Origin of the sequence: Butyrivibrio sp. XB500-5 (assembly GCF_003625505.1) — a bacterium.
In the GTDB taxonomy this organism is placed as follows: domain Bacteria; phylum Bacillota; class Clostridia; order Lachnospirales; family Lachnospiraceae; genus Butyrivibrio.
The window spans coordinates 327,209-339,823 of the sequence record NZ_RAIS01000004.1 but is presented as its reverse complement, the minus strand read 5'-3'; the positions used below and the strand labels follow the sequence as shown (position 1 = coordinate 339,823).

At 43.1% G+C, this 12,615-nt stretch carries 11 protein-coding genes, 3 tRNA genes and 1 rRNA gene; all 15 read left to right on the top strand.

Annotated features, from left to right (window positions below; translation table 11 throughout):
• Positions 1 to 197 precede the first annotated feature (197 nt).
• Positions 198 to 3,063, top strand: a 23S ribosomal RNA gene (locus D6856_RS09600).
• Between the two features lie 61 nt (positions 3,064 to 3,124).
• Positions 3,125 to 3,197, top strand: a tRNA-Asn gene (locus D6856_RS09595).
• Between the two features lie 115 nt (positions 3,198 to 3,312).
• Positions 3,313 to 3,384, top strand: a tRNA-Glu gene (locus tag D6856_RS09590).
• A 15-nt stretch (positions 3,385 to 3,399) separates the two neighbouring features.
• Positions 3,400 to 3,470, top strand: a tRNA-Cys gene (locus D6856_RS09585).
• Positions 3,471 to 3,562: 92 nt separating this feature from the next.
• Positions 3,563 to 4,471 (top strand): S1 RNA-binding domain-containing protein, encoded by a 909-nt coding sequence (locus D6856_RS09580; protein ID WP_120686679.1) that lies wholly within the window; start codon positions 3,563 to 3,565, stop codon positions 4,469 to 4,471.
• 59 nt (positions 4,472 to 4,530) lie between these two features.
• Positions 4,531 to 5,247, top strand: coding sequence for an NAD-dependent protein deacylase (locus D6856_RS09575; RefSeq protein ID WP_120686694.1), 717 nt, complete (start codon positions 4,531 to 4,533; stop codon positions 5,245 to 5,247).
• The gene (locus D6856_RS09570) at positions 5,247 to 5,420 is read left to right on the top strand and encodes a DUF951 domain-containing protein (protein ID WP_092249156.1); all 174 of its coding nucleotides are present in this window, start codon (positions 5,247 to 5,249) and stop codon (positions 5,418 to 5,420) included. The genes D6856_RS09575 and D6856_RS09570 overlap by 1 nt, the downstream gene beginning before the upstream one ends.
• 107 nt (positions 5,421 to 5,527) lie before the next feature.
• A complete protein-coding gene (gene rpsF, locus D6856_RS09565) occupies positions 5,528 to 5,815 on the top strand; it encodes a 30S ribosomal protein S6 (RefSeq protein ID WP_092249153.1) in 288 nt (95 codons plus the stop codon).
• 18 nt (positions 5,816 to 5,833) lie between these two features.
• On the top strand, positions 5,834 to 6,289 hold the full coding sequence (locus tag D6856_RS09560) for a single-stranded DNA-binding protein (protein WP_092249150.1): 456 nt from the start codon (positions 5,834 to 5,836) through the stop codon (positions 6,287 to 6,289).
• A 71-nt stretch (positions 6,290 to 6,360) separates the two neighbouring features.
• Positions 6,361 to 6,624 carry a 30S ribosomal protein S18 gene (gene rpsR / locus D6856_RS09555; RefSeq protein WP_092249147.1) on the top strand — a complete coding sequence of 88 codons (264 nt, stop codon included), beginning with the start codon at positions 6,361 to 6,363 and terminating at the stop codon, positions 6,622 to 6,624.
• 146 nt (positions 6,625 to 6,770) lie between these two features.
• Entirely contained in the window at positions 6,771 to 7,586 is an 816-nt protein-coding gene (locus D6856_RS09550) for an MBL fold metallo-hydrolase (RefSeq protein ID WP_120686678.1), read from the top strand.
• Between the two features lie 16 nt (positions 7,587 to 7,602).
• Positions 7,603 to 8,337: a response regulator transcription factor gene (locus tag D6856_RS09545; RefSeq protein WP_158588894.1), complete on the top strand. Its 735-nt coding sequence runs from the start codon at positions 7,603 to 7,605 to the stop codon at positions 8,335 to 8,337.
• Positions 8,338 to 8,435: 98 nt separating this feature from the next.
• The gene (locus D6856_RS09540; RefSeq protein WP_207667275.1) at positions 8,436 to 10,115 is read left to right on the top strand and encodes a cache domain-containing sensor histidine kinase; all 1,680 of its coding nucleotides are present in this window, start codon (positions 8,436 to 8,438) and stop codon (positions 10,113 to 10,115) included.
• Between the two features lie 172 nt (positions 10,116 to 10,287).
• Positions 10,288 to 11,649, top strand: coding sequence for an ABC transporter substrate-binding protein (locus D6856_RS09535; RefSeq protein ID WP_092249135.1), 1,362 nt, complete (start codon positions 10,288 to 10,290; stop codon positions 11,647 to 11,649).
• A 76-nt stretch (positions 11,650 to 11,725) separates the two neighbouring features.
• Entirely contained in the window at positions 11,726 to 12,613 is an 888-nt protein-coding gene (locus D6856_RS09530) for a carbohydrate ABC transporter permease (protein WP_120686675.1), read from the top strand.
• Positions 12,614 to 12,615 lie beyond the last annotated feature (2 nt).

The following is a 12,615-nucleotide window of genomic DNA, read 5'->3' as shown; positions in this document are numbered from 1 at the left end:
TTGTACCTTGAAAACCGAATACTGAAAGAAAGATTTTAATCAGAAACTACGATTAAAAGACATCGAAAATCCAGAAACAATCAAGATTTTAGTTTTAAGATATGAAGTGATAACGCTATATCACACATATCAGAGAATAGTTATCGAAAGATACGACTGATTCTATACAGCTGACCACTTACGAAAGTAAGGGTAATGGTTAAGCTATGTAGGGCGCAGGGCGGATGCCTTGGCACTAAGAGCCGAAGAAAGACGTGATAAGCTGCGAAAAGCTGCGGTGAGATGCAAATGATCTGAGACCCGCAGATATCTGAATGGGGCAACCCGGCAGAGAAGACCTCTGTCACTGCATACTGAATACATAGGTATGTAGAGGGAACCCGGTGAACTGAAACATCTAAGTAGCCGGAGGAAGAGAAAACAAAAGTGATTCCGTAAGTAGCGGCGAGCGAACGCGGAAGAGCCCAAACCGGGGAGCTTGCTCCCCGGGGTTCGGACTGTATAATCGATGGAGTCTGCTAGTAGAAAGGGAATGGAAAGTCCCTGCCAAAGAGAGTGAAAGCCTCGTATACGAAAGCGGACAAAGCGAGACAGTATCCAGAGTAGGACGAGACACGTGAAACCTTGTCTGAATATGCGGGGACCACCCCGTAAGGCTAAATACTCCTTAGTGACCGATAGCGAATAGTACCGTGAGGGAAAGGTGAAAAGAACCCCGGGAGGGGAGTGAAAGAGAACCTGAAACCCTGTGTCTGCAAGCTGCGAAAGCACTATAAGCAATTAGTGCGATCGCGTACTTTTTGTAGAACGGTCCGGCGAGTTATGTATGGAGGCGAGGTTAAGCACTTAAGGTGAATAGCCGAAGGGAGACCGAGTCTGAATAGGGCGTATAGTCTTTATACATAGACCCGAAACCGGGTGATCTATCCATGGACAGGATGAAGCGGCCGTAAAAGGCTGTGGAGGTCCGAACACACATCCGTTGAAAAGGGTGGTGATGAGCTGTGGATAGGGGAGAAATTCCAATCGAACTCGGAGATAGCTGGTTCTCCCCGAAATAGCTTTAGGGCTAGCCCTGTAGCGAGCCTTTTGGAGGTAGAGCACTGAATATCCGCGGGGGCTTCACCGCTTACCAAAGATTATCAAACTCCGAATGCCAAGTAGGTGATGCACAGGAGTCAGACTACACGAGATAAGTTGGGTAGTCAAAAGGGAAAGAGCCCAGATCTACGGCTAAGGTCCCAAAGTACGTGTTAAGTGGAAAAGGATGTGGGATTTCATAGACAGCTAGGATGTTGGCTCAGAAGCAGCCACACATTCAAAGAGTGCGTAATAGCTCACTAGCCGAGAGGTCCTGCGCCGAAAATTACCGGGGCTGAAACACGACACCGAAGCCTAGGGATTGTAAGTATCTACGGGTGCTTATGATCGGTAGGGGAGCATTCACAGGGGCGTAGAAACTGTACCGAAAGGAGCAGCGGAGCGCTGTGAAGAGAGAATGCCGGAATGAGTAGCGAGATGAAGGTGAGAATCCTTCAGGCCGAATATCCAAGGAATCCAGGGTAAAGCTGATCTGCCCTGGGGAAGTCGGGACCTAAGCTGAGGCCGAAGAGGCGTAGGCGATGGACAGCAGGTTGATATTCCTGCACTTGTATATATCAGAACTGTGGGGACGCAGGCAAAAGGGATGAGCCGGGGAAGGAAGAACCGGTCCCGCAAGGGGGAACGAAGTAAAGTAGTGAAGCATCAGATATGACTGCCAAGAAAAGCCACTATTGTGTATATACAACCCGTACCGTAAACCGACACAGGTGGATGAGGAGAGAATCCTAAGGCCGACGGGAGAAGCATTGTTAAGGAACTCGGCAAAATGTCCCCGTAACTTCGGGATAAGGGGAGCCTGAGCAATCAGGCCGCAGAGAAGAGGCTCAAGCAACTGTTTAGCAAAAACACAGGTCTATGCGAAACCGAAAGGTGAGGTATATGGGCTGACGCCTGCCCGGTGCTGGAAGGTTAAGAGGAGAGGTTAGCGCAAGCGAAGCTTTGAATTTAAGCCCCAGTAAACGGCGGCCGTAACTATAACGGTCCTAAGGTAGCGAAATTCCTTGTCGGGTAAGTTCCGACCCGCACGAAAGGCGTAATGATTTGAGCACTGTCTCGGCAATGCACCCGGTGAAATTGAAGTACCAGTGAAGATGCTGGTTACCCGCGCCAGGACGGAAAGACCCCATGGAGCTTTACTCCAGGTTGATACTGGGGTCCGGTATTATATGTACAGGATAGGTGGGAGACTATGATCATGTGACGTCAGTTGCATGTGAGTCGCTGTTGGGATACCACCCTTATGATGCTGGGCTTCTAACCAAGGACCATTACCTGGTCCGGGGACAATGTCTGCCGGGGAGTTTGACTGGGGCGGTCGCCTCCGAAAGAGTATCGGAGGCGCTCAAAGGTTCCTTCAGAATGGACGGAAACCATTCGTAGAGTGCAAAGGCAGAAGGGAGCCTGACTGTGACACCGACGGGTGGAACAGATACGAAAGTAGGACTTAGTGATCCGGTGGTATGAAAGTGGGATTGCCATCGCTCAACGGATAAAAGCTACCCTGGGGATAACAGGCTTATCACTCCCAAGAGTTCACATCGACGGAGTGGTTTGGCACCTCGATGTCGGCTCATCGCATCCTGGGGCTGTAGCAGGTCCCAAGGGTTGGGCTGTTCGCCCATTAAAGCGGTACGCGAGCTGGGTTCAGAACGTCGTGAGACAGTTCGGTCCCTATCCGGCGCGGGCGTAGGATATCTGAGAGGAGCTGTCCTTAGTACGAGAGGACCGGGATGGACGGACCGCTGGTGTATCAGCTGCATCGCCAGATGCATAAGGCTGGGTAGCCACGTCCGGAAGGGATAAACGCTGAAGGCATCTAAGCGTGAAGCCCCCCTCAAGATGAGATATCCCTGCATTAGCAGTAAGACCCCTTGGAGAGTACGAGGTTAGATAGGCACAAGGTGTAAGCATGGTAACATGTTCAGCTGATGTGTACTAATAGGTCGAGGGCTTATCCATAAAGATGTATAGATCTGGAAGCATTCAGTGTTCGGTTTTGAAGGTACAATAAAGGAAATAATCCTCCTTAGCTCAGTCGGTAGAGCATTCGGCTGTTAACCGAAGTGTCGTTGGTTCGAGTCCGACAGGGGGAGCTAAAGTGGTCGTCTGGCCAAATGGCTCAACTGAAGTTCTAAGTTCGGAAAGACCTCACTAAGAACAACAGCAGAGCCTACTGCTAAGCGTTCAAAAGACGCCCGCTAAGCATTAGGCTCCGTGGTCAAGCGGTTAAGACATCGCCCTTTCACGGCGGTAACACGAGTTCGATTCTCGTCGGAGTCATTAATCAAATATTATGGTGACATAGCCAAGCGGTAAGGCATAGGTCTGCAACACCTTGAGCGGCGGTTCAAATCCGCCTGTCACCTCTAATCTGTAAGTGGAATGCTTACAGATTTTTTTTTGTCCTTTTTTCTATATGGTATAATCATATGGACTAATAATATTGGAGGCACAAAATATGGCAGAAGAGACAATGAAAGATTATACCAGGGAGATAGAGAACTCCTTCAGAAAGATAAAGGAAGGAGATATTATAGACGGTACAGTCATTGGCGTGACTGATTCTGAAGTTATTCTTGATATCAAATACTATACGCAGGGAATTATCAGAGCTGAGGAACTCAGTGATGATCCCAAATTCTCAATCCATAAAGATATAAATGTTGGAGATGAAGTATCAGCTACTGTTATATCTACAGATGATGGAGAAGGGAATATTCTTTTATCCAAGAGAAAGGCAAATGAAGTTCTTGCATGGGATAAACTGAAGGCATTACTTGAGTCGGAAGAATATGTTGATGTTAAGATCTCTGAGGCGGTAAAGGGCGGAGCTGTTGCTTTCCTCGAAGGAATAAGAGGATTTATTCCGGCATCCAAGCTTGACCTTTCATATGTTGAAGAAGACAACATAAAGGATTATGTCGGAAAAACAGTAAAAGCAAGAGTTATAACTGCTGATGAAGAGAACGGAAAGCTTGTCCTTTCAGCTAAAGAATATCTCAAGGAACAGGCTGATATTAAGAGAAAAGAGATGATCTCAAATGTGGAGGTTGGTCTTGTGACAGAGGGTACGGTTGAGAGCTTACAGAACTACGGAGCATTCGTTGACCTTGGAAAGGGAATGAGCGGACTTGTGCACATATCTCAGATCTGTAATAACAGGATTGCGCATCCTTCTGCAGTACTTAAAGTCGGACAGAAGGTGAAAGTAAAAGTTATCTCGATTAAGGACGGAAAACTCAGTCTTAGCATGAAAGCGCTTGAAGAAGTAGCAGCTACTGAGATCAGAGAGGAAAAGATCGAATATACGAGTGACGGTGCTGCAACAACATCACTTGCAGCCCTTTTAAAGAATGCAGGATTTTGATAAAGTACCGAACAAACCGGTTTTTGTGATTCCGGAAGTATACGATGAAAGGAGATAATATGGACGAGGCGGTAAAAGAGCTAAAAAAAATGATTGACGAATCCGACAATATTGTCTTTTTTGGCGGAGCAGGGGTTTCAACAGAAAGCGGAGTTCCGGATTTTAGAAGTGAAGACGGACTCTATCATCAGAAATATAAATATCCGCCCGAGCAGATACTCAGTCATACCTTTTATGAAAGAATGCCTGAGGAATTCTTCAGATTCTATAAGGACAAGCTCCTGATCACAGGTGTCAAGCCGAATAAAGCACATCTTAAACTTGCTGAGCTTGAGAGCAAAGGTAAACTCAAAGCTGTAATAACCCAGAATATTGACGGTTTGCATCAAGCGGCAGGAAGTAAGAAGGTTTTGGAATTACATGGAAGCGTTCATAGAAACTACTGTGAGAGTTGTCATAAGTTCTATGATTTCGATTTTATGGCAAGTTATGACGGAATTCCCACATGTGAATGCGGAGGCAGGATTAAGCCAGATGTTGTCTTATATGAGGAAGGCCTTGATATGCAGGTTATAGAGGAATCTGTAAATTATATCAGGAACGCAGATGTGCTTATTATAGGAGGCACATCACTTGCTGTTTATCCTGCAGCAGGTCTCATAGACTATTATTCCGGAAATAAACTTGTTTTGATAAATAAGTCGGCAACACCAAGGGACAGACAGGCGGATCTTGTTATACAAGGCCCTATTGGGGAGATTTTGGATCAGATTTAATGGATATTCAGGTTGGAAACATAATAAAACTAAAGAAACAACATCCTTGCGGTAGCTATGAATGGGAAGTTTTGCGAGTCGGAGCAGATTTTAGGCTTAAGTGCCTGGGCTGTGGACATCAGATTATGGTATCCCGTAAAAATGTGGAAAAAAACATTAGAGGAATACGATAAAAAGCTTGCATTTATCATGGGTATATGATAACATATCATCCTGTGATAAATTCCTTGCTGCTTGACTGATACAAGTAGCCAGAGACCAAAAGGAGGTAACAAATAGCATGAACAAATACGAATTAGCCGTTGTTGTTAGTGCAAAGATCGAGGACGATGCCAGAACAGCCCTCATCGAGAAGGTTAAGAAGACTATCGAGAAGCATGGTGGTCAGATTACCAACATTGATGATTGGGGAAAGAAGAAGCTCGCTTATGAGATCGAGAAGATGACAGAAGGCTTCTACTATTTCATCCAGTTCGATGGTGAGTCTACAACTCCCGCAGAGATTGAGACTCGCATGCGTATCATGGACGGCGTCATCAGATATTTATGCGTTAAGAACGAGGCTTAAATACAAGAGGACGAAAATATGAATAAAGTTATACTAGTGGGACGTTTGACAAGAGACCCTGATGTTAGATATTCACAGGGAGACACAGCAACAGCAGTCGCAAGATATACTCTTGCTGTTGACAGAAGATTTGCAAGAAGAGACCAGCAGGATGCTCAGACAGCTGATTTTATCGGTATTGTTGCATTCGGTAGAGCCGGCGAATTTGCAGAGAAATATCTTAAGAAGGGCACTAAGGTTATCGTAACAGGACGCATCCAGACAGGTTCTTATACGAACAAGGATGGCGTTAAGGTATACACAACTGATGTAGTTGCGGAGGACCAGGAATTTGCTGAATCCAAGAACGCTGCTTCCAATAACGGAGGTTCATTCGGTTCTGATTTTTCAGCTGAGGCACCGGCTCCTGCTGCAGCAAGCGATGGCTTCATGAATATTCCCGACGGAATTGACGAGGAGCTGCCGTTTAACTGATTCGAGGATATTGCTTTGGCATGACCGTTACAGTTATGTAAGCGTTATCCGTAGTTAAGGAGGAATAAACAATGGCTTTCACAAAGTCTGAGAAATCCGATGCTCCTGTAAGGAGAAAGGGTGGAATGCACAGAAGAAAGAAAGTTTGCGTATTCTGTGGCAAAGATAATGTTATTGATTATAAGGATGTAGCTAAGCTTAAGAAGTTCGTTTCTGAGAGCGGCAAGATTCTTCCCAGAAGAATCACAGGTAACTGCGCTAAGCACCAGAGAGAGCTTACATCTGCTATCAAGAGAGCAAGACATCTTGCACTTATGCCTTACGTAGCTGAGTAATTGGCAGTTAGATAAAAGAATTAGAGACACTTTTTGGAAGAGATTCCAAGAAGTGTCTTTTTATCATTTATAAATTCGGATTTAAGAGTATAAATATTAAATAAAGAATATTGATATGGGTATGACCATATACTACAATCAATGTTATGAAGTCAGAATATGCTTATAAGTGGGAGTGGTATGAGAATATTGTAGGCAATCCGGAATCTTACAAGACCGATCCATTCCGAATATATGGAAATCTGTTTTTTGTCGGAACCAAAGACAGTTCGAGCATTCTGGTTGATACAAGCGACGGACTGATGCTTTTTGATACGGGATATCCGAATATGCAGGAATTCTTACTTGAGTCAATCGAAAAGCTTGGATTCAAGATTTCTGATATAAAGTTGATATTTCATACACATGGGCATTTCGATCATTTCGGAGCGACAAAGCTTCTTATCGAGAGAAGCGGTGCCAAGACACTTATGAGTGCAATAGATACACGTATTCTTAGAGATAGACCTGAGCTTGCTCTGGACTATTATCTTCCCGGAATTAAGACGGAATTTTTTACCACAGACAAGGAACTGGAAGACGGAGAAATAATTGAACTTGGAAACACAAAAGTAAAGTGTATCCTTACTCCCGGTCACACTCCGGGGGCAATGAGCTATGAGATAGCACTTAAGGGTGATGAAGGGGAGAAGAAAGCTCTTTTGTGCGGAGGAACAGGATTAAATACGCTTAACCTTGAATTTATGGAGAAATACGGGGTTAATTACAGGAAAGATTTTGAGCGGAGTATAAAGCTTTGGAAGAGCATGGAGCCAGATATATATTTGGGAAATCATACAACTCAAAGCGATATTCTTGCTAGACATAAAGAGGGAAGATCATTTATTGACAAGGAAGCCTTGCGAAAATATATCTCTGATGTTGAGCATAATTATCTAAAGATGCTAAGGGATGAGGGCTGACTTATGGAGGGTGTCAATGTATACTTTGGTGATCGTCGATGACGAGCAAAAGATATTGGATGGAATAGCAGATCTTTTTCCGTGGGAAAATATAGGTTTTAAGGTGGTTGGAAAATTTACCAACGCTAAAGAAGCATTGGAGTACCTTGACAGTGATCCGGCGGATGTTGTTATGACTGATATTAAGATGCCCGGGATTGACGGTCTTTCTTTTGCCGAAAAACTCAAAAAAGATCCAAACAGCATAGTGGTTATATTAAGCAGTTACAGCGATTATGAGTTCATGCGTAAGGCGCTTAAGGTTGAGGTTACGGATTATCTTTTGAAACCTATTAATTATGGGGAATTATCGGAGTGCTTTGACAAAATAAAGGGAATTCTTGATTCCAGAAATAAGCTGAGCGGAAATGATGAGGCGCCGTATTATGACAAGATCATTCGTCAGATTGACAATTATCTTGAGGAAAACTTTCAGAGAGCAAGTTTGGTTGGTGCGGCAGAGAGCGTAGGAATCAGTTCGGGTTATCTTTCGAAGATATATAAAGAAAAAAAGGGTGTGGGGTTTCAGGAACAGCTGAGCAATGTAAGAATGCAAAAGGCAGCAAACATGCTTATGGATCCTTCATATAAGAGCTATGAGATCGCATATCAGGTGGGTTATGACAGTCCTAAGAATTTTACAAGAGCTTTTAAGGCTTATTTTGGTGTTACACCGAGAGACTACAGAAACGGTATAAGGGGTAAAGAGTAAAATTGCTGAGGAAATATTTTATCAAACGTGCAAGATGGAACTTTATCGTAATGATAATACCCACTTTGCTTATATTTTTTCTTTTTGGGGTTTTCTTTTTGTATTCTCAGAGAGCAAGCGTTGAAAAAGAGTCGGTGAAATCGCTTGAGAGCTTTGAGGACAGTCTGGAAGCTTCTATATATAACATGGGGTATCAGCTGGATACGCTCATGAGTAATTCTTCTTTTTCCCTGGCGTTTAAAACGATGCTGGATTATCGTGGTTTGAGCCATTCGGATCTTACTACTTTTAATATGCTTAAATATCTTTTTAACAGCTATGAGTCCTCATACTCATATATCCATTCGGTTTATATGTATTTGGATGGCAGGGAAAGGTTTCTTACTTCGGATACAAGACAGATTGCCAATGTAGATACCTATTTTGACCGGGAATGGCTCGATGAGTATAAGAGCATGGCAGAGGATGAGAGGGTTTACACCGACCACAGATGGATTCAGAGGCATTCGTATGCGGAACCTGTAGAAGTAATAAGTATTTTCTATAGGATGACATATATGGACGGGGTCATTGTCATTAACATCGATAAAAGCGAGTACGGAAAGCTTCTTCGCAGTGTGCTGATATCGGAGAATCAGAAGGTCCTTCTTTATAATTCCAAAGGTGACATTATATGTATTACCGATCCTGAACTTGAAGATTTTGAAGCTTCGGTGATAAACGAAGATATCAAAAAGAGGATTCAGGGAAAAGAGACTGAACTTGGGTCAAAAAAATGGGTCAAACTGGACGGGAAATACTATTTTGCGGATATGCTTTATTCAGAATATCTTAATCTGTACGAGGTATCCGTAACGTCGCGAGCACAGCTCATGGAGGATCTGCGCATCTACATAATCATGGCTGTAGTTATCCTTTTTGTGGAAATTATCTTAATGATCCTTCTTGCGTACATATATACAAAAAGGAATTTCTCATATATCGAGGAATGCGTGGATGTTTTTTCCGCAGCAGAAAGAGGAGAAGCGGTGGAAGAGAGATTCCGGTCGGCGGATGATGAGTATTCTTTAATCTTTAATAATGTTATCAGGATGCATCTTAATAATTCCAAAATGCAGATGGATCTTCTTGAAAAGCAGCACGAGGCTCAGATGGCGCAGATGAATGCATTACAGCTTCAGATCAATCCGCATTTTATATTTAATACACTTCAGACTTTGGACTTCGAGGCGATAAAAAAAGAAGGCTATGATTCCGAAGTTCACAGGATGATACAGAATCTATCAATGGTAGTAAAGTATGCACTTTCGGAGCCGACCAGAGATGTGACGATCAGGATGGAGCTTGAATATTTAAAGGCTTATCTTGAGATACAGAATATAAGATTTGGCGGAAATGTCATTACGTATTTTGAAGTTGATGAGACCATTTATGAATGCAAGGTATTTAGGCTGATGCTTCAACCTGTTCTTGAGAACTGTTTTGAGCATGGAATCAATAACGATGAGGGCAAGATCCATGTTAAGGTCAAGATATTTGACCGAGGTGACGAGATCACTGTTTTTGTGGTTGATAACGGACGCGGAATTACGGGTGATGAACTCAAAAAGCTCTATGAAAAGATAAATAATAAGGACTCCAGAAATATAGGTCTAACCAATCTGAACAGGAGACTTATATTAAGATACGGGGAAGACCATGCTTTGAAGATAAGAAGTAAAGCGGGCTTTGGAACAGAAGTCTCATTTTCGGTTCCGAAAAACGATCCGATACAATAAAAAGAAACTATACATTCATTAAAGAAACCAATAATTAAAAAATGATACCAATAACAGAATTCCTATAAAAAAAGAGTCTTTTTTGTAAGTGGGAATTCTGTTTTGTTTTTCGAGTGAATGCTAACATAATTTTACCTAATACGATATTGGAAACAAAAAGGGAGGTTACGTAATGACGAGAAAGAAATTGATTGCACTTGTTACTTCTGTAGCTATGCTCGCAGGCGTTATGTCCGGATGCGGAATCAGCGCTCCTGAGCAGACTACAGGCACCGGCGCAGATCAGAATGCACCTGCAGCACCTAGCGCTGCTGCTCCTGCATCAGACAGTTCCGAGCCGGTTACACTGCGATTCTCTTGGTGGGGTGGAGATGCAAGACATGAGGCTACACTTGCTGTTATTGAGGCATATGAAAAGCTTCATCCAAATGTAACTATAGAGCCTGAATATGGATCATATGACGGATATTCAGAGAAAAAGACTACTGAGTTTGCTTCAGGCACAGCTCCTGATATCTTCCAGATAGAGACAGGACTCGGACCCGAGTACTATAACCAGGGAGTGCTCTATAATCTGACAGAAGGTGGAATGGATTTTTCAAACTTTGATGCTTCATTCCTTGAAGAGAACGGTCAGTTTGGTTCAGGCGCACAGTATGCTATGCCTACAGGACAGGCAGGAACCGCACTTATTGTTAACAAGACACTTATGGACAAGGTAGGAATCGATCTTTCTCAGCCTTATGATTGGGATCAGTTCTTTGAGTGGGGTAAGAAGGTAAGAGAGTATAGCAAGGATTGTTATCTCCTTTCAGCTAATACATCTTATGCTTCAGCATTCTTTACACGTACATATTCAAGACAGAAGAACAATAAGCCTATCATCGACGATGATTACAATCTGAACATGACAGAGGAGCAGTTCGTTGAACTCTTCACATATATCAAGAGACTTTATGATGAAGAAGTATGTGCTCCCGCTGCATACAAGGCTCCTTTCGGAGATCAGGACCAGGAAGATCCCAACTGGATCAAGGGTAACTATGTTGCTTCTATCGGTTATACATCATCAGCAGACGTACTTTCGGCAGCTAATGATTCTGTAGATTATATTGCAGGACAGCTTCCTCTTTATGCAGACAGAAAGAGCGACGGATGGGTTAACGATTGCCCTCAGCTTATGGGTGTATATGCAGGAACACAGCATGCTAAGGAAGCAATCGATTTCCTTAACTTCTTCTACAATGATGAGGGTGCTATGAAAACTCTCGGCACTGTAAGAAGTGTTCCTCCTACAGCAAAGGCACAGGAGATCTGTGCTAAGGAAGGCACACTTAATCCTTTGACCAAGCAGAGCGTTGAGGTCAGCATGCAGTACAACGGAAAATCTGACAGTGGCCCTACAACCGGATCAGAGGTTACAGCCATTTTGACAGATGCTTATGAGAATATATCTCATGGCACAATGAGCCCTGAAGAAGCAGCTAAGGAAACAATGGAACTTCTTAAAGACTTCTGTGAAGCTCATAAATGATCCTTATAAATATAAGATTGAATGCGCGCCGGTTATGTCGGCGCGCAGGCTATCTTAGGTAGAAAGAAGAAGTATTATGAAGAAAAAGAAACTTTTTTCCCGTGATAATCAGGCTTATTTATACTTGCTTCCGTGGATCGTAGGAATGCTTGTTTTACAGATCTATCCTTTTATCACATCGTTTTATTATTCTTTAACTGAATACAATGCACTTACCGATCCGAAATTTGTAGGGATGGCGAATTATATACGCCTTTTCACCAGAGATAAAGAGTTTTTCAAGTCACTTACAGCGACGGTGACATATGCGGTACTTACCGTTCCTTTTAAGATAATCATGTCTCTTTTTATTGCGATTCTTTTGAATAAGGGAAGAAAAGGAATAGGTGCACTTAGGACGATCTACTATCTGCCTTCATTGTTTGGCGGAAGCATGGCGGTATCGATTCTTTGGAAAATAATGTTCATGGATGACGGAATGATCAATGCTTTCCTTCACAGCTTTGGACATGAAACGATATCTTTTCTCGGAAATCCCGCTACAGCCTTGCCGACACTGAGCGCGCTTGAAGTATGGCAGTTCGGATCGTCAATGGTAATGTTCCTGGCGGCACTTAAGCAGGTACCTCAGTCGTTATACGAAGCTGTGAGAATTGACGGAGCAGGAAGGATAAAAAGCTTTTTCTCCATAACAATTCCTCAGATTTCACCGATCATTTTCTTCTGCATCATCATGCAGACAATAAACGCACTTCAGAACTTCACATCGGCATTTGTTGTTACACAGGGCGGACCGGTAAAGAGTACATATATGCTTGGTCTTAAATTGTATAACGACGGATTCCTTTTCATGAAGATGGGTTATGCAAGTGCAACGAGTTGGATAATCTTCGGTCTTGTAACAATCTTTACTTTGGTATTGTTCGGGACATCCAAATTCTGGGTATTTTACGGAGATGAATGATA